The sequence below is a fragment of the Candidatus Allofournierella excrementigallinarum genome, from assembly GCF_944388085.1.
Taxonomy (GTDB): Bacteria; Bacillota; Clostridia; order Oscillospirales; family Ruminococcaceae; genus Allofournierella_A; species Allofournierella_A excrementigallinarum.
This window is the reverse complement of the sequence record NZ_CALXHK010000097.1, coordinates 1-20,627: the sequence shown is the minus strand read 5'-3', so window position 1 is coordinate 20,627 and position 20,627 is coordinate 1. Positions and strand designations below refer to the sequence as shown.

Genomic DNA, 20,627 nt, shown 5'->3' with positions numbered 1-20,627 from the left:
GCCGCGTAGTGCGCCTCGGAGCGAACACGCTGCACGGTGTGAGGGCAGCGTGTCCGAAACGCCGCGTGCGGCGGCGGACAGAGACGCGGCCATTTCGCGCAAAACCGCCCGCACCCCCGCGCCGCCCGGAGAAAAAGCGCAACCCAAACAAAACCCTCTCCAGGGCAGGGGAGAACTCACCCCCGAAATGTTCCACGTGGAACATTTCGCAGGCCCGCAAGTCTGAAAAGTGATGTTCCACGTGGAACATTTTGAGAAAACCCGCCCTGCGCTGCCAAGAAACAGCCACTATATATAGAAAACAGCCCCGCAAATTGGGGCTTTTTTTGGCTGACCACAAGATATTGCCCGTTTCAAAAGAGGCCGGGCTGTGCTATAATAACAAGCACAGCCCGTTTTTTCGGGGCCGGCGCGCCTGCCGGCACATCAGCACATAGAACAAGAGGAGAACAAACGTGGGCAAGATCATTGCGGTTGCGAACCAAAAGGGCGGCGTGGGCAAAAGCACCACGGCGGTCAATCTGGCGGCCTGTGTGGCCGCCCAGGACAAAAAAGTCCTCATCGTGGACCTGGACCCCCAGGGCAACACCACCAGCGGCTTCGGCGTCTCCAAGAAAAATGTGGAGGCGAGCGTCTACGAGCTGCTCATCGGGGAGGCCAAGGCCGCCGACGCCATTCTTCCCACCCAATTCAAGGTGGACATCATCCCCTCCAACATCCAGCTGTCCGGCGCGGTGGTGGAGCTGGTGAACCTGCCCAGGCGTGAGAGCCGCCTGCGGCAGGCGCTGGCGGCGGTGGCCGGCAACTACGACTTCATCTTCATCGACTGCCCGCCCAGCCTGGACCTGCTCACCCTCAACGGCCTGTGCGCCTGCGACTCGGTGCTCATCCCCATCCAGTGCGAATTTTACGCCCTGGAGGGCCTGTCCGAGCTGATGAGCACCCTCAAGACCGTGCGCAAGATGTACAACCACTATCTTGAAATCGAGGGCGTGGTGTTCACCATGTACGCCGGCCGGCTGAACCTCACCCTGCAGGTGGTGGAACAGGTGAAAAAGTTCTTCGGGGACAAGGTCTACAAAACCACCGTGCCCCGGAACGTCCGCCTTTCCGAAGCGCCCAGCTTCGGCATGCCCATCAATTACTACGACCCGGTGAGCAAGGGATGCGAAGCCTACATGGAAATGGCCGCCGAATTCCTTGCCAACAATCGGTAAAAAGGGGGAAGAAAGGATGGCAGTGAAAAAGGGAGGCCTCGGCCGCGGGCTGGAAAGCCTGTTTGAGGACGCCGCCCGGGACGTGGGCGGCCCGGTGAGCACCCTGCCTTTGCGGGAGATCGAGCCGGACAAAGACCAGCCCCGCAAGGACTTCGACGAACAGGCCCTGGCCGAACTGGCGGACAGCATCGCCCGCCACGGCCTGCTGCAGCCCATCGCGGTGCGGGCAGCGGCCGGCGGGGCCTATAAGATCATCGCCGGCGAGCGCCGCTGGCGGGCCGCGCGGCTGGCGGGCCTTAGCGAGGTGCCGGTGGTCATCAAGGACGTCACCGATGCTGAGGCCATGGAGCTGGCCCTCATCGAGAACCTCCAGCGGGAGGACCTGGACCCGGTGGAGGAGGCCATGGGCTACCGCCAGCTGATGGACCGGTGTGAACTGACCCAGGAGCAGGCGGCCCAGAAACTGGGCAAAAGCCGCAGCGCGGTGGCCAACAGCCTGCGCCTTCTGAACCTGCCGGAGGATGTGCTGGCTTTTTTGAAGGAGGGCAAGCTCTCCACCGGCCACGCCAAGGTGCTGCTGGGCCTGCCGGAGGCGGCGCTGCAAAGCCAGGCCGCCGAAGCGGTGGTGGGCCAGAGCCTGAACGTGCGCCAGACCGAAGCCCTGTGCAAAAAACTGGCAAAGCCCCAAAAACCGCCCAAACCCCAGCCCCTGCGCCCCGCGCTGGCAGGGGAAGTGGAGTATGCCCTGAGAGAGGCGCTGGGCAGCGAGGTCAAGGTGGACTACAAAAACGGCCGGGGCAGCCTGACGGTGCATTTTTACTCGGACGAGCAGCTTTCCGCCTTTGCGAACCTGCTGGGCGGCTACAACAAGGAAGAAAACAAGTAAAAGGGGAGTAGCGACATGCTGGACATTCGATTTGTGCGGGAAAATCCCGACGCAGTGAAGGAGAACATCAAAAAGAAATTCCAGGAGGCCAAGCTGCCTCTGGTGGACAAGGTCATTGAGCTGGACGCCAAAAACCGCGCTGTGATGACCGAGGCCAACGCCCTGCGTGCCGAGCGCAACGCCCTGTCCAGGCAGGTGGGCATGCTGATGGGCCAGGCCAAGAAGGACCCCTCCAAGCTGGCGGAGGCCGAGGCCGCCAAGGCCAAGGTGACCGCCCAGGCCCAGCGCCTGGCCCAGCTGGAGGCCGAGGAGGAGAAGCTGGAGGGCGAGATCCGCGACATCATGCTGGTCATCCCCAACATGATCGACCCCTCCGTGCCCATCGGCCCGGACGACAGCTGCAACGTGGAAGTGCAGCGCTTCGGCGAGCCCGTGGTGCCGGCGTTTGACATCCCCTACCACACCGAGATCATGGAGAGCTTCGGCGGCATCGATCTGGACAGCGCCCGCCGCGTGGCCGGCAACGGCTTTTATTACCTGCTGGGCGACATCGCCCGCCTGCACGAGGCGGTGCTGGCCTACGCCCGCAACTTCATGATCGGCAAGGGCTTCACCTACGTCATCCCGCCCTTCATGATGCACGGCGCGGTGGTGCAGGGGGTGATGAGCTTCCCCGAGATGGACGCCATGATGTACAAGATCGAGGGCGAGGACCTCTACCTCATCGGCACCAGCGAGCACACCATGATCGGCCGCTTTGTGGACCAGATCATCCCCGAGGAAAAGCTCCCTCTCACCCTCACCAGCTACAGCCCCTGCTTCCGCAAGGAGAAGGGCGCCCACGGCCTGGAGGAGCGGGGCGTTTACCGCATCCACCAGTTTGAGAAGCAGGAGATGATCGTGCTCTGTAAGCCCCAGGAGAGCATGGACTGGTACGAGAGGATGTGGCGCTACAGCGTGGAGCTGTTCCGCAGCCTGGACATCCCCGTGCGCCAGCTGGAATGCTGCTCCGGCGATTTGGCCGACCTGAAGGTGAAGAGCTGCGACATCGAGGCCTGGAGCCCCCGCCAGAAGAAGTACTTCGAGGTGTGCAGCTGCTCCAACCTGGGCGAGGCCCAGAGCCGCCGGCTGAAGATCCGCGTGAAGGGCGAGGACGGCCGCAACTACCTGCCCCACACCCTGAACAACACCTGCGTGGCGCCTCCCCGGATGCTCATCGCCTTTTTGGAGAACAACCTCCAGGCGGACGGCACCGTGAAGATCCCCGAGGTGCTGCGCCCCTACATGGGCGGCAAAGAGCTGCTTGTGCCTCAGGAAAAGTAAAAACACGGCATGCGCGGGGCGGCGGCGGGGAGATCCCGCCGCCGCCGTCTTTTTCCAGCAAAAAAGTATTGACAAGCCCTCTGTCATTCAGTATAATATAAAAGCGCCTTTCAGAAGGGCGTAGCTGAATATGGCGGTATAGCTCAGTTGGCTAGAGCATTCGGTTCATACCCGAAGTGTCACCGGTTCGAATCCAGTTACCGCTACCAGATACAAGGTTTAGCTACGATACATGGGGGTCGCCCGCAGTAGTGGACGATGTTTTTGCTTGCTGTCGTAGCTAAGCCTTGTATGATATGGCCCGTTGGTCAAGCGGTCAAGACATCGCCCTTTCACGGCGGTAACCCGGGTTCGATTCCCGGACGGGTCACCAGAAAGCCGGCAGACGCAAAAGCGTCTGCCGGCTTTCCCTTTTCGCTCTTGGCGCGGAGAAAAAAGCATCCGAACCTTGCGCCGGCTGGCGGCGGGTCCGGATTTGTTGTTTGACATGAAAAAGAAGAAAGCAGCCTGGGAAAGTAAACCCGGGCCGATTTCTTGCAAACAACATAGGAATTATACACAGCCTCGAACTGGATCAAATTGTGATATAAGCGATATAATGGAACTGGAACAACACGAAAAAGGAAATGGCGAAGGGACAAATGATTTGGATTGACGGGGAGATGCCGTAAATGAGAGATCAGATAAAAGGTTTGGAATATTTTAATGAATTTTTGCAGGAGGAGCAGGCGAGGATAACCAGATTCTCTGATAAGCTGGCAAATGGTGAAGTAAAACCGGAGAGGCAGCTGCCGGTAAAAACAAAAATACATGATTTGAAGTTGGGAATATTGACAGCCAGATATTCCAGAGGGGATGAACTTTCGGCATTGGAAGGCGAATATGCAGAATTATTGAAAAGCTGGGAAGGGGTGTGGGAACCGGATCACTATAATAAAAACCTGAAAATGATTTCGCTGGGAGTTTTGTTTGGGGGAGATCCCGTTTTGGCAAAAGCGATGAACGCCATGCTGAAAAAAGCAAAGGTTGACGATTGGCTTTTGCGTTTTCTGTTGTGCGCATGGACAGGAAGTGAAATGGAAAACAAAGGCGGCGGCCTGCTCTTTCCGGCAGATTTTTCTTTGCTGCAGAAGGCGGTGCTGGCTCATAATGGAAGAGAATCTTTGCAGAAATACTTGTCCTGCTGGTACAGGGAAGACTGCGGGTGTTATGAAGCGCATAAAAGCAGCCGGAAGATATATTATGGGTATTGGAGTTTTGAAGCCGGGGCTGTTGCAAAAATATTAAATATAGATGATGCGGGCATGGAACGAACGCCGTACTATCCGTATGATCTGGTCCATTACAAGCAAATCAAATACGGAAGACCGTTTTAAAAAACAGAGCGCTTCTCACCCCGACGGCCCCTTCCATCGCCGCCGGCCTGCCCCATGCAAAAGCGCTTGCCAAAAACCGGCGGCTGTGCTATGATCGAAATGAAAAAAGAAGAAAGGGAAGGGTACGGCCGGAATGCGCATTCGCTGAAAACTTCACACAAACATGTTTTTAAAGCAGTGGGGGTTAGACCCCTTGTTTGTGCTGGGAGCGGGCGGATGCTGCCGGGCCTTTCCATTTTGCGGAGCAGCCTGGAAATATGCGGCATCGTGTGTTTCCGGGCCTTTTTGCGCCCAGACCCCGCCCACCCGGCGCCTTCTGCAAGGGCAGGGAGGTGTTCTTGTGTCGAAAATTCTGTTATCCGCAAACCATATTGTCCATTCCTTCGGCGAACGGAAGATCCTGGAGTTTGAAACGCTGACCGTGCACGAAGGGGACCGCATCGGCATCGTCGGGAGCAACGGGGCGGGCAAGACCACGCTTTTGAACATCCTGGCCGGGGAACTGGCCCCGGACGAGGGGAGCGTGGCCCGCAAGGCGCCGGTGAGCTATTTCAGGCAGTTCCGGCAACGGGCAGAACGGGCGGACCCGCAAAAATGCAGTGAATTCGGGCTTTCGGGAAAGCTGTGCCGCGAGCGCCTGAGCGGCGGCGAGATGACCCGCCTGGGTCTGGCGGCCATGGGCAGCGATGCTGTTTTGATCTTTGCCGATGAACCTACCGCCAACCTGGATGCCGACGGGGTGGAGCTCTGCTGCCGGATGCTGGAGCAGTGCCCGACCCTGCTGCTCGTCAGCCATGACCGGGCCGTTCTGGACCGCCTGTGCACCGGCATCATCGAGATAAAGGACGGGCGGCTCCATTTTTATGCGGGCGGTTTCACTGCCTACCAAAAACAAAGAGAGCAGGCCGCCGTGCGGCAGGAATTTGAGTACCGGCAATACCAGGCGGAAAAAGCGCGATTGGAGAAGGCGGCCCGCCGGCAGAGCCAGGCCGGCAAAAGCGTCCGAAAAGCGCCCCGGCGCATGGGGAATTCAGAGGCCCGCCTTCACAAGCGGGAGGCAGCCGAGCGGGCGGAGAAGCTGGAGAGCGCCCGAAAAACGATCCTCACCCGCCTGGGGCAGCTGGAAGCAAAGGAGAAGCCGCAGGAAACGGCCCCGGTGCGGATGGATTTTTCGCTGACGGATCCACCCGCCAACCGGCAGGTCGCGGTGGGCGAACACATTACGTTCGGCTATGGGAAGGACCTTATCTTTGAAGACGCCGCCTTCTCTCTGCCAAGAGGGAGCAAAACCGCATTGGTGGGGCCAAACGGGGCAGGAAAAACCACCCTCATGGAACTGATCTGGTCCGGCGCGCCGGGCATCCGATTGGTCCCCAAGGCAAAGATCGGGTATTTCCGGCAGGGGCTGGAGACCCTGGACTTGAACAAAACGGTTTTGGAAAACGTCATGGAGACGTCGGTCCAGAGCGAAAACACCATGCGGGGCATACTGGCGCGGCTTTTGATCCGCCGGGAGGACGTGTTCAAAAAAGCGGGAGACCTGAGCGGCGGGGAACGGGTGAAACTGGCCTTTGCAAAGCTGTTTGGCTCACCGGCGAACCTGCTCCTGCTGGACGAGCCGACCAACTTCCTGGACATGCCCGCCGTCGAGGCCCTGCAGAAAATGCTGAAGGACTATGAGGGAACGGTCCTGTTCGTTTCCCATGACCGCGCGTTTTCCGATGGATGCGCCACCCGCACCCTGCGCATCGCGGACAGAAAGCTCCTTCCCTTTGAAGGAAACCTTGCCGCCTGGGAGAAAGAGCAGAGGAAGCCCCGGCAGGAAAAGGAAACGGAGAAAGCCCTTCTGGAACTGCGGTTGGCGGAGGTCATCTCGCTGCTGTCCGTCGCGGAGCGCCGGACGGACAAAGAGGAACTGGAAAAAGAATTTGAACGGCTCGTCGCCCGCAAGAAGATGCTGTGAAAAAAGAGAATGGGCGGCGGCCCGGCTTTCCCTTTTCCAAAGGGAAAAAGCGCTGCCGCAACCGCCGGTTGACATACAGTTGGTCGACTTCAAAGGGATTTTCCGCTACAATAAAGACCACACGGAGGTGGTGGCAGTGACCTTGGGTGAACGCATCAAAGACAGGCGGGAAAAACTGAAACTGTCTCAGGAATATGTGGCGGAGCAGATCGGCGTGAGCCGGCAGGCCGTGTCAAAATGGGAAACGGGCCAGTCGGAGCCGACCGCAGAAAACCTCGTCCGGCTGGCGGAGGTGTTTGAAACAAGTCTGGCGGAGCTTGTGGGCGCGGGCAAAAACGATGGGGGAGAGACGGGCGCGCAAAACTCCCCGGCCCCCAAAAAACCCAACCTCATCCTCCGGGCCAACCTGATAAAAATGGCCATCACCGCGCAGGTGGCGTTTCTGTTCAACAGCACCTCGGTGATATGGCAGCTCCAGCAGCCCGGTTTGGAAAACGAAGCGCTCTACCGGGGAGAGCTGGCGGTCTCCCTTGTGCTGCTTCTGTGCAGCTCGGTTTGGATGGCTTCCAACCACCGCTGGGAAGCGGACATGGCCCGGCGCAGAAGAAACACGCGCATCGAGCTGGGCTATTGCTGCGCGCAGCTTTGCGTCGCCTTTTTGACCCTCCGTTTCGGGCTGGGCCTCGTGGGCGCCGTGCTGATGATCGCCGCCGCCTGCGTCTATGTGCTGTACGTCAATCCCCGGTTCATGGGCCGCAAGCTCACAAAGTGAGGCGGCTCGCAGGGCTGTGATGAAGGAAAAGCTCCGGGCATTTGCCCGGAGCTTTTTTCCTGTTCAGTGAAACACCACCCGCCCCACGCGGCCCTTCTTCCCGCAGACGAAGCACCGCAGGCAGGGCGGAATGCCCGCAAAAAGCGCGGAGCCGGCCGCCCGCCGGTTCCTCTCCGCCACAGGCCGTGCGCTTTTTTCGGACGGGGCTGTCCCCAGGGCGCTCAGCAGCCTTTGTACTTTTCCAAAAAGGCGATGACGTTCATTTCCCGGACGTCCTTCAAAATTTCGTCGTCGTCGAACCACCAGGAGTCGCCCAGATATTTTTTGCCGCCCATGTATGCCCAGCGGGCCTCTTCCGCATCCACCCACACGGGGCAGACGTCGCAGTGATAGAGATAGATGTTCTGGTCGATGACCAGCCCGCTTGTCTCGCTGAGCTGATACATTCTGGCGAAGAGTGCGGAGGGCTGCCCCGCGGTGAAGCGGCGGAATTCCTCAAGGAGGGCGGCGAGGGGAACGGTCTCGTTCACCGCGTCCTTGAGCAGCGCGTCCGCCGTTTCGGGGCAGGAGATATGGATGGAGGACCCACAGCCCATGAGGGAAACGCGGGAATTCAAGGCGGGGACAGGGTCTTTTCGTATGACGATCTGCCGCATGGCGCGCTCCTTCCCGGTCTGCAAAACGTTTGAACTGTCTTCACTGTACCACACATTGCTCCCGGTATCAATAGGCCGGCTCTGTGACCGGGCCGCGCCCGAAGGGGGGAAGGCGGCAGGGCGGTGCGGAGAGTTCCGGGCTTTTGCCCGGAACTCTTTTTGTCCGCCTCAGTGGAACACCACCCGCCGCACGTGGCCGGGCAGGCCGGCCAGCACCGTGCGGGGGGAGAAGACCACCTGCTTGAGCCACACGCCGTCGCAGGAGAGGACCAGCAGCAGATGCAGCCGGTCTTTGGAGGGGAGGGCGGCGGCCCGGGCGGGCAGGCTCACTTCCATCTGGAAGGAACTGCCCCGCACCAGTTCCCGCCGGAAGGCGAAGCACAGGGCGGTGAGGGGATGATGGAGCTCCCGGCAGCGGGCCAGCCACCGCCAGGCGGCGTAGACGACCGTGTCGGAGGGGAGGTCCGGTCCGCCGGGGGCGACCGTGGTCTTTTCGGTGGTGTACACCGCGCAGGGAATGCCGTCGTATTCGATCATTCGGTTCATAGGCGTCTCCTTTCGTTGGACGAAAAATGAAAAAATGGCACACTGATCCCGCTGGATCAATGTGCCATTTCCAGTATTCTGATGTTTCGTCCCCGAAGGGGGCCTACGCTTAATTATATCACACCGGGGCGGAGCGCGTCAACGAAAATTGGAGCGCGGCCCTTCACGGCGCCAGAAAACACCCCGGCTCGTGGGCGTTGATGACCCCCGCCGCCTGCAGGTAGGCGTAGACCACCGTGGTGCCCACGAAGGACATGCCCCGGCGCTTGAGGTCCCTGGAGATCTCATCCGAGAGGGGCGAGGAGGCGGGGCCGCATTCGATGAGAGGCTCGCCCTGCGTCCAGTGCCAGAGCCAGGCGTCGAAGCTGCCCCACTCCCTTTGAATGTCCAGAAACACCGCCGCGTTTTTCACCGCCGCCGCGATCTTGCGCCGGTTGCGGATGATGGCGGCGTTTTGGGCCAGCTCTTCCCGCTTTTCCGGCCCGAAGGCCGCCACCCGCTCGGGATAAAACCCCTCGAAGGCCTGCCGGAAAGCGGGGCGCTTGTTCAGCACGCACTCCCAGGAAAGCCCCGCCTGAAAGGTCTCCAAAATCAGCAGCTCGAACAGCGCCCGGTCGTCGTGCAAAGGCACGCCCCACTCGCCGTCGTGGTAGGCGATGTAGGCCGGGTTCTTCGGGTTCGCCCAGCGGCAGCGGGGCTTGCCGTCGGTCCATTCCATGGCGTTTCCTCCTTGTGCGATGATATTTCCTATAGGTATAGAAACAACAAAATGTTCCTTGCGTATAAATCAGGGACGGAAGGGGATGCCCTCCAGCTTCAAAAGATAGATCTTGTTCTCCAGCCCGCCGCCGTAGCCGGTGAGGCGGCCGCCGGCGCCCAGTACCCGGTGGCAGGGCAAAAAGAGGGAGATGGGGTTGCGCCCCACCGCGCCGCCCACCGCCCGGGCGCTCATCTTCGGGATGCCCTTTTCCGCCGCGATGTCTGCGGCCAGCGCGCCGTAGCTGGTGGCCGTGCCCCAGGGCACCTGTGCCAGCCGCCGCCACACCTGGCGCTGAAAGGGGGTGCCCTCCGCCGCCAGGGGCGGGGTGGGGCCGGGGTCCCGGCCGGAAAAATAGACCTTCAGCCAGCGCTCGGCCTCGGCCAGCACCGGGTCGCCCGTTTTGCGGGGCGGCTGGCCGGGCAGCTCAGGGGCAAAGCGCCCGTTCACGAACCAGCACCCGGTGAGGGCGCCGCCCTGGGCCGTGAGCCAGAGGGGGCCCACCGGGCTTTCCAGCAAAAGGCCGCTCATCCTTCGCCGCCGCAGGCCGCGGCCCGCGCCTCCCGGGGTATGTACGCCCTCCGCCCCGCCCAGGATGCAGCGGACGAGGTCGGCGGGGGTGGCGGCCAGGGCCTCGGCCCCCGCCGCCGTCAGTTCCTCCTTTGTGCGGAAGCCCCACAGCACCCCCGCGCCGGGCAGGCCCGCGTTGTGGGCGGTGTGGATGTCCACGTCGCTGTCCCCCACGAAGAGGGTGCGGCTTTCGTCCGCGCCCATCTGCGCCAGCAGATGGTGCAGGGCCGTGGGGTCGGGCTTGGCGGGCACGCCGGGCACCGCCCCCTGCACGAATTCAAACCGGCCGGGGAAGTAGTGCTCCATCACCCCCCGGGCCAGGGTATGCTCCTTGTTGGTGAGCACCCCGCAGCGCACCCCCGCCGCCGAAAGGGCGTCCAGCATTTCTTCGATGCCCGGGTAGGGGGCGGTGGTATCCTCCTTGTGGGCGGCGTAGCGGGCGCTGAACGCCGCCAGCACCTCTTTCTGGCTGGCCTCGTCCCGGGCCGTTTCGGGCGCGAAGCGCCGGCACAGCTTCGGGATGCCGTTGCCCACAAAATAGCGGTATTCGTCCAGGGTGTGCTCCGGCCAGCCGTTGGCGCGGCAGACGTAGTTGGCCGCGTCCGCCAGGTCCTGCAGGGTGTTCAGCAGGGTGCCGTCCAGATCGAACACAACAGTATCGTAACGCATGGTTTTGACTTCCTTCCTTCTTCAGGGTACAAGTTTCAGCCGCACCGCCCGGGCGTATTTCACCGCCCGCGCCTTCACCCGAGCGCGGCAGGGCAGGCAGGCGATGAGGTCGCACCGGCCCACCGACTCCGAAAAGGGGGTCTGGCGGCAGGTGAGGGAAAGATCCGCCGTGAGCAGATAGACCGTGTGCCGGGTGTAGCCCCGGGTGTATTGAACGGCCAGCGTGCCGCCGGGGGTCTGCCAGACGCCCTCGGTGACCCAGGCCTCCAGCCCCGCCAGCAAAAGCCCCAGGCAGAGCAGCAGCGGCAGCGCCAGCAGCGGCGTGAGCCGGGGCATCTTCCAGAGGCTCACCCCCATCAGCGCGCCGAAAAAGGCGAAGGCCGCGCCGCCCTTCCAGAGAAACAGCGGCAGGCTGCGCCCGGCCAGCACTTCCGGCGAGTAGGGCGGGGGCGCGAACTGGGGCACCAGCGCCTGCACCAGCGCCTCCGCCCCCCGCTTGTACACCAGCACCGGGATGTCGCCCCCCCGGTAGCTGCCGGCGCTCAGATACACCGCCCGGCGGCCCAGCAGCCGCCCCGCGGGGGTCAGCCGCACATCACAGGCGCTGACGGCGGAGGCGGCGATGCGCCGCTCGCTGTGGTTCACGCGGCCGCCCTTGGCCAGGATGACCCCGCCGCTGCGGCACACCTTGAACCCGGAGGTGGACAAGAGCGAGGCGAACAGCGCCACCCCCCACAAAGCGAACACCAGCGTGACCAGCCATGCCGCGCCGGCGGGCAGAACCAGCTCCAGCAGCTTTTCCACCTGCGCCAGCTGCCCCAGGGCAAGGTCGTTCAGCTTCTGCTCCAGCCCCGCGCCCAGGATGCGCCGGGTCTGCCGCAGGCTCACCAGCACCAGGGCCGCCGTGGCGGCGATGTTGGCGCTGAGCATGGTCAGCCGCACCCGCTCGGCCCGGGTGGGGGCGAAGAGCACCGCCTCGGAATCCACCGGCAGCAGCGCTTCCGCCAGGGCCGCCGCCTGCCGCCGGGGCAGATAGAAGGTGGCCCTGTTCCGCCCGCGGCCCCGCGCCATGTACACCGTCACCCGGCTGCCCCCCGCAAGGCGCAGCCACAGGGGCCGGTCCTGCTCCAGCACCGCGATGTCCCGGCGGGCGAAGCTGACCCGGCGGCGCACCAGGATGCCCATGTCCAGCACCAGCGCCCTGCCGGTGAGGGCAAAGCCCACCCGCCGCCACAGCACCGCCCCCAGCGCCGCCATGGCGATGAGGATGGCCGCGTCCTGCCGCAGCGCCCGGTAGAGGCTTTCCAGATCGAAGTTCAGCAGAGCCTGTATCATCGGCACCAGGCACAAAATCAAGCCATAACGTATAATTTTTAAAATATATACGATATGGAAATGTCCTTTGAGGCGGATGTCCTCCATGTCAGCCTCCTTGCAGGTAGGAAAGCAGGCCGTCGGCGCTGGCATCGGAGATGCCGGGCAGCACCACCAGCGCGCCGCTGGTGGCCAGCACCAGCACGCAGCAGCGGCACAGGCGCAAAAGGGGGGTGGAGAACCGGGCCGAGGCGCTGACCCAGCGGGTGGGCAGGCGGCGGCTGGTCTTGAACAGAAGGCCGCAGCTCAGCCGCACTTCGCCCAGGGTGACGCTGCCCTCGAAGCTGGCGCAGCGGGCGGGCAGCCAGCCGAGGCACAGCCCCAGCCAGAAGGCGGCGAACGCAAGCCCCGCGCCGGTGCTCTGCCAGAAGATGAAGGGGGCGGCGGCAGCGCCCGGGGCCAGGGCCCACAGGCAGACCACCGCAACGCCTTTTTTGTCCAGCCTGAAACGCATCACCGGCCCGTCGCCTCCTTCCCAAACAGCGGCAGAGGGAACTCTGCCCCGATCATACCTGATTATACTTGATTGCGCCCCGAAAAGAAAGGGGAAGGGGCGGCGGGTTCTGTTTTGGGGCAAAGTGTGGTATAATAGCCGCCAAACAGCTGTTATATATTTTATGTGCGGCGCTTCGCCGTCCGGCCCATGCAGGCCCGGCGGCCGGCTTTTTGATGCGCGATGCTACCCTTTCGCCGGCGCGCTGTGGTATAATACAAAACAGACAAGGGCCCCCGGCCCCGCAGCGCAAAAGGAGAGAACCGATGGAATATCTCAAGGTCATTTTGTACGGCGTCATCGAGGGCGTCACCGAGTGGTTGCCCATCAGCAGCACCGGCCACCTCATCCTGGCGGAGAAGCTGCTGGCGCTGCCCTATTCGGAAGAATTCATGAGCATGTTCCGGGTGGTCATCCAACTGGGGGCCATCCTGGCGGTGGTGGTGCTGTATTTCCCGCGGCTGTGGCCCTTCACCACCGATGCGCGCCACAAATACCAGCGCCCGGCGGTGTGGCAGCTGTGGTTCAAAATTTTTGTGGCCACCCTGCCGGCCATGGTGCTGGGCCTGCTGCTGGACGACTGGCTGGACGCCCACCTTTATAATTATATCACCGTTGCGGCCATGCTCATTCTCTACGGCGTGTTCTTCATCCTCATCGAGAACCGCCGCCGCCGGCCCACGGTGCGCAGGATGGACCAGCTGACCTTCCGCCACGCCCTCATCATCGGCTGCTGGCAGGTGCTGGCCATGATCCCCGGCACCTCCCGCAGCGGCGCCACCATCGTGGGCGGCCTGCTGCTGGGCCTTGCCCGCCCGGTGGCGGCGGAGTTCACCTTCTTTCTGGCCATCCCGGTGATGGCCGGGGCCAGCGGCCTGAAGCTGGTGAAATTTGTGGCGGACGGCGGCGCCTTCACCGGCGGCGAAGTTGCGGCGCTGGCGCTGGGCTGCGCGGTGGCCTTTGCGGTGAGCGTGGCGGCCATCCGTTTTCTGGTCAGCTTTGTGCAAAAGCACGATTTCAAGGTGTTCGGCTGGTACCGCATTGCCCTGGGCGCGGTGGTGCTGGCGGCCGCCTTTCTGGGATTTTGATTTTTGGTGTAAGTCTGCAAATAAAAAATCAAAAAGAAACAAATTTTACAAATCTATTTCTTGATCCAGTCGATGAAGGTAGATACTTTCTCCAGATCCTCTTCACTTATTCCGTGCGAGAGTTATATCTGGAGCATTTCGGAGAATCGTGAGGAGGAATTTTGCTGTGCAAAGCCAGTCCAGAATGGATTTTGGCAAATGACTTTGACTTTTTCCGTCCTGTGATCCGGGTGCAGACCTCCGGGTGGAGAATGGGTTCGCCTGGAGATGAGAGGTGATAGTACCAGATGATTGAAGCAATTATAAAAATTCATACCACTTCTTCTTCGGTTACATTTGTATGTGGCGATGCTGCCATCATTGGAAACGGTGAGTTTCGGGCTTCATCAGGAAAAGTGGATGGTTTTATCCTGTATGCCGACACTTTGCGGTATGAAAACGGAGCGAAGCTCTCACGGGATGAACAGGAAAATTTGAAGTGCCTGTATCAGCACTTTGTATTGAACCATGAAGATTTCATAGACTGGGATATTTGAAAAGAGATTTCCCCATGAAATGTTAGCAGATTGAGCACAGGAGTAAGGAGTGTAAAACAAGATGGAAAAGGCAAAAGTTTATTACAGCGATCTGCGGGCAAAGCCCGGCCTGAACCTGCTGCAAAAATTGCAGCGGCTGGTGCGCGCCGCGGGGCTGGACACCATCGAGATGCAGGACAAATTCGTGGCCATCAAGATCCATTTCGGCGAGCCGGGCAACCTTTCCTACCTGCGGCCCAACTACGCCAAGGCCCTGGCGGACGTCGTCAAGGCCCAGGGCGGCCGGCCCTTTTTGACCGACTGCAACACCCTCTATGTGGGGCGGCGCAAGCACGCGCTGGAGCACATCGAAGCGGCCTATGAGAACGGGTTCACCCCCTTCTCCACCGGCTGCCAGGTCATCATCGCCGACGGCCTCAAGGGCACCGACGAGGCGCTGGTGCCGGTGGCGGGCGGCGAGTATGTCAAAGAGGCCAAGATCGGCCGGGCCATCATGGACGCGGACGTCATCATCAGCCTCAACCACTTCAAGGGGCACGAGGCCACCGGCTTCGGCGGCGCCATCAAAAACCTTGGCATGGGCAGCGGCAGCCGCGCGGGCAAGATGGAACAGCATTCCTCCGGCAAGCCCCAGGTGGACAAGGGGCTGTGCCGCGGGTGCCACGCCTGCGAAAAGGACTGCGCCCAGGGGGCCATCTCCTTTGACGGGGCGAACAGGGCCTCCATCGACCAGGGCAGGTGCGTGGGCTGCGGGCGCTGCCTGGGCCGCTGCAACTTCGACGCCATCTCCTGCCCCTCCGACGCGGCCAGCAAGCTGCTGAACTGCCGCATCGCCGAGTACGCCAAGGCGGTGGTGGACGGGCGGCCCAGCTTCCACATCAACCTGGTGATGGACGTTTCCCCCAACTGCGACTGCCATTCGGAGAACGACGCGCCCATCATCCCGGATGTGGGCATGTTCGCCTCCTTCGACCCGGTGGCGTTGGACCAGGCCTGCGCCGACGCCTGCAACAACATGCCGGTGCTGGCCGGCAGCCAGCTGGCGGACAACCTGGCCGCCCCCGGCTTCTGCGCCTGCGGCGACCACTTCACCGACAGCGCCCCCGTCACCCACTGGCAGTCCGCCCTGGAGCACGGCGAGAAGATCGGCCTGGGCACCCGGGAGTATGAGCTGGTGAAGGTGTGATATTTGGTATAAATATGGGATAAATTACTAATGGTATAAAATGCCCCGGAAGGGATTCCCTTCCGGGGCATTTGTTCAGTCTGTTTCCAGATATTTTTCCACCGCGCAGTGCAGGCGCTCGTAGCAGGCGGGGGTGTAGCGGTCATAGCGTTGGGGGTCGCCCGCGTCCGCCAGCAGGGGCAGCTGGCCGGGCAGGTCCCGCACCATCGCCCAGGCCTGTTCGTCCACCGCGGGCCAGTTGGCCCAGAAGAGGGCCTGCCGCTCCGCGCCCTGCCCCGCCAGCCATGCGCTCAGATGGGCGGTCATGGCGTCGATGGAGCTGTCCCGGGCGCTGGCCTCGGCCCAGTTCAGCAGGTCGGCGGCGGCGATGGCCGTTTTCAGGCTCACCCCCGCCTCCCCCTCGCCAAAGGAGACGCAGCCTTCCAGCGCCGCCGTCAGGGCTTCGGGGTCCTGCACCGGCCGGGCCTCGGGCCGGCCCGCCGCCTCCTGCGCCTGGGACTCCTTCCCGGAGGCCGCGGGCAGCTCACCGGCCCCCGACGAGGCGGCGGGGGAGAGCAGCGGCGCGGCGGAAGGCCCGGGCGTCGCCCCCGCCGAGGGGGCGGCCCCCGGCACCGTGCAGGCCGCCAGCATCAAAAAGGCGGCGCAGACCATCAGCCAAAGTTGTCTCATACCACTGCCTCCTCCCGCGCGGTTCTTCCGCAGTTTACTCTATCGTTAGTATATGGCGGATGAGGCGGAAAATACACACCCCCACTGCGGCAAAGCCCACCGCCAGCCCAAAGGCCGCCCAGCCGGAACGTTTTTTCTTCTGCATTTTTAACCCTCCCTGTTTGTGATCCCGCACCGCCGTTGACGGCGGACGGGGCGGGCCGTATAATGAAAGAAACTCCGCGGCATGCGGCTCTCCCATCCGGCGGGCCCCGCCCAAAAACGAGGTGCTTACACTCTATGAACGATTCAACCCTGCTGTTTGACTTCATCCGCCGCAGCCCCAGCCCCTGGCACGCGGTAAAAACCGCCGCCGGGGCCCTGGAAAAGGCCGGCTACGCCCGCCTGGAAGAGCGGGAAAGCTGGGCGCTTGCCCCCGGCGGGAAATACTACGCCACCCGGGAGGGCTCCAGCCTCATCGCGTGGCGGCAGCCCGCCGCCCCCGCCGCCGGCTGGCGCATCACCGCCGCCCACTCCGACAGCCCCGCCTGGCGGGTGAAGGGCGCGGCGGTGAAAAACGGCTGCACCATGCTGCTCACCGAGGGCTACGGCGGCATGATCCGCGCCTCCTGGATGGACCGGCCCTTAGGGCTGGCGGGCCGGGTGCTGGTGCGCACCGCCGCCGGGGTGGAAAGCCGCCTCGTCGCCCCCGACCGGGACCTGGCGGTGATGCCCCACCCGGCCATCCACCTGGACCGGGGCCTCAACGACGGCCATAAATACGACCCCAAGACGGACATGCAGGCCCTCTTCGCCCCCGGCGACAGGACGGCGGACTACCAGGCGCTGCTGGCCGCCGAGGCGGGCTGCGCCGTAAAGGACATCCTGGGCGCAGACATCCTGCTCTGCTGCCGCCAGGAGGGCACCACGGCGGGCGCGGGGGGCGAGCTCATCCTCTGCCCCCGGCTGGACGATCTGGCCTGCGCCTGGGCCACCCTGCAGGGCTTTCTGGAAGCGCCCGCCTCCGGCGAGGGCGCGGCGTGGTGCCTGTTCGACAGCGAGGAGGTGGGCAGCGGCACCCGGCAGGGGGCGCTGGGCACCTTTTTGCCCGACGTGCTGGCCGCCGCCAGCGAGGCGATGGGCGAGACAGAGGATGAGCGCCGACAGGGCATCACGAAGAGCCTTGCCCTCAGCGCCGACAACGGCCACGCCCTCCACCCCAACTTCGCCGGCCTCTCCGACGGGGATTTCCCGGTGCGGCTGGGGGGCGGCGTGGTGCTGAAGTTCAACGCCGATCAGAAATACACCACCACCGGCCTCACCGCCGCCCTGTTCAAGGCGGTGTGCGAAGGCGCGGGCGTGCCGGTGCAGACCTACTATAACCGCCCGGACATGCCCGGCGGCAGCACCCTGGGCAACCTCTTGGGCACCCGGGCGCCCCTGCCCATGGCGGACATCGGCCTGCCCCAGCTGGCCATGCACTCCTGCGTGGAGACCGCGGCGGCCTCCGACGTGGCCGCCCTGCACAAAGCCTGCGCCGCCTGGTACGCGGCCAAACTGACCCCGGCGGAAAACGGCTGGGCCATCGGCTGATGGCGGGCGTGACCGGGCGCTTCGCCCCCAGCCCCTCCGGCCGGATGCACCTGGGCAACCTGCTTTGCAGCCTGCTGGCCTGGCTTTCGGCCAGGCACGAAGGCGGGCGGATGGTGCTGCGCATCGAGGACCTGGACGCCGCGCGCTGCCCCCGCAAATTCGCGGACCTTTTGGAGGCCGACCTGCGCTGGCTGGGCCTTTTTTGGGACGAAGGCGGCAGCGCCGGCGGGCCCAACGGCCCCTACTACCAGAGCGAGCGCTCGGAGATCTACGAAACATACTTTGAAACGCTCATGGGGATGGGCCTTGTTTACCCCTGTTTTTGCAGCCGCAGCCAGCTGCATGCCGCCAGCGCCCCCCACCGGTCAGACGGCACCCCCGTCTATTCCGGGGCCTGCCGCGGGCTTCCGGCGGAGGAGGTGCGCCGCCGCGCGGCCCTGCGCCCGCCGGCCTGGCGGCTGCGGGTGGGGGAGGAGACCGTCGCCTTCACCGACGGCCACCTGGGCCGGTACGGGGAATACCTGCCCGATGACTGCGGCGACTTCGTGGTGCGCCGGGGGGACGGGGTGTTCGCCTACCAGCTGGCGGTGGTGGTGGACGACGCGCGGATGGGGGTGACCCAGGTGGTGCGGGGGGCCGACCTTTTGCAGTCCACCCCGCGGCAGCTCTACCTTTATAAACTGCTGGGCCTGCCCGCCCCGGAATTCTACCACCTGCCCCTGCTGCTGGCCCCGGACGGGCGGCGTCTCTCCAAGCGGGACGGGGACGTGAGCCTGGAAACGCTGCAAAGCCGCTTTTCCCCCGAAGAGGTGGTGGGCCGGCTGGCCTTTGCGGCGCATCTTTTGGAAAAGCCGGAACCCGTGACGGCGGCGGCGCTGGTAAAAGATTTTTCCTGGGAAAAGGTGCCCAAAGAGGACATCCTGCTGCCCAAAGGCCTGTTTGACGGAAAGGGGAGACAGCCATGAAAAAGGCCCTCGCGGCGGCGCTGGCCGCATTGCTTGCGGCGGCCGCCGTTTGCGGCTGCGGGCGCAAGACGCCCCCCGCCGCCCCGGCGACCCTGGCGGTGGCCAGCGACCTGCACTATGTGGGCCGGGCCATCGAGGACGGGGGCGAACTGTTCACCCGCGTGGTGGAGGAGGGGGACGGCCGCCAGCTGGACTACATCCGCCCCATCACCGACGCCTTTCTGGCCGAAGTGGCGCAGGAGGGGCCCGACGCGTTGATTTTGACCGGCGACTTGACCTTCAACGGCGAGAAGGCCAGCCACCAGGAGCTGGCGGCGAAGCTGAACGAACTGGTGGAGGCAGGGGTGCCGGTGTATGTTCTGCCCGGCAACCACGACGTGAACAACTACGCCGCCGCCACCTATCTGGGCAGCGAGCAGGCGGCGACCGACTTCGTCACGCCGGAGGAGTTTGAGGAGATTTACAAAAACTGCGGCTTTTCCGCCGCCGACAGCCGGGACAAGGCCAGCCTCAGCTACATGGTCAAGCTGAACGCCGGGGTCTGGCTTTTCATGCTGGACACCCAGCCGTACTATCTCCATGAGCCGGGCTTTCCCTATTGTGTCGGCGGCGTGGTGCAGGACGGCACCTGGACCTGGCTGGAAAAGCAGCTGAAAAAGTGCGCCGCTGCGGGCGCGGCGCCCCTGGTGGCGATGCATCAGAACCTGGCGGTGCACAACGAGCGGTTCACCACCGGCTATCGCATCTACGACAACGACCGCCTGGGCGGGCTCCTGGCCGAGTACGGCGGGCAGCTGGTGTTCAGCGGCCACCTGCATCCCCAGCACATCGCCCTGTGGCAGGGCGAAGAGGGGCAGCAGGTGTGGGACGTGGCCTCCGAGAGCCTGGCGGTGTGGCCCTATCTCTCCGGGCGGGTCACCGTCCGCCCCGACGGGGCGGGCCGGGCCTCCTACGACTATGAGGCAAAGCCCACCGACGTCACCGCCTGGGCCGCCGCCACCGGCCAGACCGATCCGGTGTTCGCCGATTTCTCCGCCTTCGGCCGGGCGCAGTTCGCCCAAAACTCCACCAGCCGCGGCGCGGACGAACTCGTGGAGGCGCTGGGCGAGGAGGACGCCGCCGCCTTCCGCCGGGCGATGGGCCAGGCGAACGTGCTGTATTTTTCCGGCGCTTTCACCCGCGAGGCCGCCGATGAACTGATGGCCTCGCCGGACTGGGCCGCCGTGGAACGGGCCGGGGAACAGGGCGTGGACACCGCCGGTTACCTCGCCGCACTGGCGGAGCAGGCGGGGGAGGACCACTGCCATCTGCACATCGGCCCCGCCGCCTGACGGGGCAAAACGGAAAAGGACCTTCCGGCGGGGCCGGCGGGACAGGGGAGGCTTCCCCGCCCGCCGGCCCCCTTTTTGGTATGAGAATATTTCATACTTTGCACGGGGCGCATTTGATGGTAGCCTAAGAATAGAAAATGACGCGCCGCGCCGCGCTATCTTTGCAAAAGGAGGAAGCAAAACCGCTATGTTCAGTTCGAAAAAGAAAACCGGCTTTTCCAAGTTCGTAGCGTCCATTCCCAATGGGGTCTGGATCGTCATTTCGCTGGCTGCCGCGCTGCTTTTGTGGGTCGTCATCTCCCACACCGAAAAGGGCGGCGTCGTGTTCGCCACCCCCCCTGAGGTGATCGAAAGCCTCATCAAGCAGGCCTCCAGCGGCCTTTTGTGGGAGCATGCCAGCCACAGCCTGTTCCGCGTGATCGCGGGCTTCAGCCTGGCCTTCGTGGCCGCCATCCCCGTCTCCTTCCTGATGGGCTGGTACGCCCCCTTCCGCCATGTGGTGGAGCCCTGGATCCAGTTCGTGCGCAACATCCCGCCCCTGGCCTACATCCCCCTGGTCATCGTGGGCGCCGGCGTGGGCGAGCCCTCCAAGGTCATCGTGATCTTCATCGCCTGCTTCCTGGTGCTGGTGGTCACCATCTACCAGGGCGTGTGCAACGTGGACATCACCCTCATCAA

Annotated in this window: 20 protein-coding genes and 2 tRNA genes; 15 read left to right on the top strand and 7 right to left on the bottom strand. The window is 63.5% G+C overall.

Going from position 1 to position 20,627, the window contains the following annotated elements; all coding sequences use genetic code 11:
- Positions 1-455 precede the first annotated feature (455 nt).
- The 8 genes from ACH2AT_RS11015 (at position 456) to ACH2AT_RS10980 (ending at position 7,537) form a co-directional block, all read left to right on the top strand.
- Entirely contained in the window at positions 456-1,217 is a 762-nt protein-coding gene (locus ACH2AT_RS11015) for a ParA family protein (protein WP_394966039.1), read from the top strand.
- A 16-nt stretch (positions 1,218-1,233) separates the two neighbouring features.
- Positions 1,234-2,103 carry a ParB/RepB/Spo0J family partition protein gene (locus ACH2AT_RS11010; RefSeq protein WP_394966037.1) on the top strand — a complete coding sequence of 290 codons (870 nt, stop codon included), beginning with the start codon at positions 1,234-1,236 and terminating at the stop codon, positions 2,101-2,103.
- A 15-nt stretch (positions 2,104-2,118) separates the two neighbouring features.
- The gene (gene serS, locus ACH2AT_RS11005; protein WP_394966035.1) at positions 2,119-3,426 is read left to right on the top strand and encodes a serine--tRNA ligase; all 1,308 of its coding nucleotides are present in this window, start codon (positions 2,119-2,121) and stop codon (positions 3,424-3,426) included.
- 132 nt (positions 3,427-3,558) lie between these two features.
- Positions 3,559-3,635 (top strand) — tRNA-Met (locus ACH2AT_RS11000).
- Positions 3,636-3,724: 89 nt separating this feature from the next.
- A tRNA-Glu gene (locus ACH2AT_RS10995) sits at positions 3,725-3,799 on the top strand.
- A gap of 298 nt (positions 3,800-4,097) precedes the next feature.
- The gene (locus tag ACH2AT_RS10990; protein ID WP_394966033.1) at positions 4,098-4,802 is read left to right on the top strand and encodes a PoNe immunity protein domain-containing protein; all 705 of its coding nucleotides are present in this window, start codon (positions 4,098-4,100) and stop codon (positions 4,800-4,802) included.
- Between the two features lie 340 nt (positions 4,803-5,142).
- Positions 5,143-6,765, top strand: coding sequence for a ribosomal protection-like ABC-F family protein (abc-f, locus tag ACH2AT_RS10985; RefSeq protein WP_394966032.1), 1,623 nt, complete (start codon positions 5,143-5,145; stop codon positions 6,763-6,765).
- 136 nt (positions 6,766-6,901) lie between these two features.
- A complete protein-coding gene (locus ACH2AT_RS10980) occupies positions 6,902-7,537 on the top strand; it encodes a helix-turn-helix domain-containing protein (protein WP_394966030.1) in 636 nt (211 codons plus the stop codon).
- A gap of 221 nt (positions 7,538-7,758) precedes the next feature.
- Here ACH2AT_RS10980 and ACH2AT_RS10975 read toward each other — a convergent pair whose 3' ends face one another.
- The 6 genes from ACH2AT_RS10975 to ACH2AT_RS10950 all read right to left on the bottom strand — a co-directional run bounded on the left by ACH2AT_RS10975 (position 7,759) and on the right by ACH2AT_RS10950 (position 12,566).
- Positions 7,759-8,193, bottom strand: coding sequence for a hypothetical protein (locus ACH2AT_RS10975; protein ID WP_394966028.1), 435 nt, complete (start codon positions 8,191-8,193; stop codon positions 7,759-7,761).
- A gap of 168 nt (positions 8,194-8,361) precedes the next feature.
- The gene (locus ACH2AT_RS10970) at positions 8,362-8,739 is read right to left on the bottom strand and encodes a hypothetical protein (RefSeq protein ID WP_394966026.1); all 378 of its coding nucleotides are present in this window, start codon (positions 8,737-8,739) and stop codon (positions 8,362-8,364) included.
- A gap of 163 nt (positions 8,740-8,902) precedes the next feature.
- Positions 8,903-9,457: a DNA-3-methyladenine glycosylase I gene (locus ACH2AT_RS10965; RefSeq protein WP_394966024.1), complete on the bottom strand. Its 555-nt coding sequence runs from the start codon at positions 9,455-9,457 to the stop codon at positions 8,903-8,905.
- A gap of 69 nt (positions 9,458-9,526) precedes the next feature.
- Positions 9,527-10,735 (bottom strand): HAD-IA family hydrolase, encoded by a 1,209-nt coding sequence (locus ACH2AT_RS10960; RefSeq protein WP_394966022.1) that lies wholly within the window; start codon positions 10,733-10,735, stop codon positions 9,527-9,529.
- A 21-nt stretch (positions 10,736-10,756) separates the two neighbouring features.
- On the bottom strand, positions 10,757-12,070 hold the full coding sequence (locus ACH2AT_RS10955; protein WP_394966020.1) for a PH domain-containing protein: 1,314 nt from the start codon (positions 12,068-12,070) through the stop codon (positions 10,757-10,759).
- Positions 12,071-12,158: 88 nt separating this feature from the next.
- Positions 12,159-12,566, bottom strand: a complete 408-nt coding sequence (locus ACH2AT_RS10950) for a hypothetical protein (protein ID WP_394966018.1) — start codon at positions 12,564-12,566, stop codon at positions 12,159-12,161.
- Positions 12,567-12,868: 302 nt separating this feature from the next.
- Between ACH2AT_RS10950 and ACH2AT_RS10945 the strand changes: the two genes are divergently transcribed.
- From ACH2AT_RS10945 to ACH2AT_RS10935, 3 genes are all read left to right on the top strand, one after another.
- The gene (locus ACH2AT_RS10945) at positions 12,869-13,690 is read left to right on the top strand and encodes an undecaprenyl-diphosphate phosphatase (protein WP_394966016.1); all 822 of its coding nucleotides are present in this window, start codon (positions 12,869-12,871) and stop codon (positions 13,688-13,690) included.
- A gap of 287 nt (positions 13,691-13,977) precedes the next feature.
- Positions 13,978-14,226 carry a hypothetical protein gene (locus ACH2AT_RS10940; protein WP_394966014.1) on the top strand — a complete coding sequence of 83 codons (249 nt, stop codon included), beginning with the start codon at positions 13,978-13,980 and terminating at the stop codon, positions 14,224-14,226.
- A 61-nt stretch (positions 14,227-14,287) separates the two neighbouring features.
- Positions 14,288-15,412, top strand: coding sequence for a DUF362 domain-containing protein (locus ACH2AT_RS10935; protein ID WP_394966012.1), 1,125 nt, complete (start codon positions 14,288-14,290; stop codon positions 15,410-15,412).
- A 75-nt stretch (positions 15,413-15,487) separates the two neighbouring features.
- Here ACH2AT_RS10935 and ACH2AT_RS10930 read toward each other — a convergent pair whose 3' ends face one another.
- Complete coding sequence (locus ACH2AT_RS10930; protein ID WP_394966010.1) at positions 15,488-16,081, bottom strand: hypothetical protein; 594 nt, start codon at positions 16,079-16,081, stop codon at positions 15,488-15,490.
- A gap of 279 nt (positions 16,082-16,360) precedes the next feature.
- Here ACH2AT_RS10930 and ACH2AT_RS10925 point away from each other — a divergent pair, with 279 nt between their 5' ends.
- The 4 genes from ACH2AT_RS10925 to ACH2AT_RS10910 form a co-directional block, all read left to right on the top strand.
- Positions 16,361-17,653 (top strand): M18 family aminopeptidase, encoded by a 1,293-nt coding sequence (locus ACH2AT_RS10925; protein WP_394966008.1) that lies wholly within the window; start codon positions 16,361-16,363, stop codon positions 17,651-17,653.
- Positions 17,653-18,618: a tRNA glutamyl-Q(34) synthetase GluQRS gene (gluQRS, locus tag ACH2AT_RS10920; RefSeq protein ID WP_394966006.1), complete on the top strand. Its 966-nt coding sequence runs from the start codon at positions 17,653-17,655 to the stop codon at positions 18,616-18,618. Before ACH2AT_RS10925 ends, gluQRS begins: the two co-directional genes overlap by 1 nt.
- Positions 18,615-19,949, top strand: a complete 1,335-nt coding sequence (locus ACH2AT_RS10915) for a metallophosphoesterase (RefSeq protein WP_394966004.1) — start codon at positions 18,615-18,617, stop codon at positions 19,947-19,949. The genes gluQRS and ACH2AT_RS10915 overlap by 4 nt, the downstream gene beginning before the upstream one ends.
- 187 nt (positions 19,950-20,136) lie before the next feature.
- The coding region (locus ACH2AT_RS10910) for an ABC transporter permease (RefSeq protein WP_394966002.1) at positions 20,137-20,627 on the top strand (491 nt) is incomplete at its 3' end.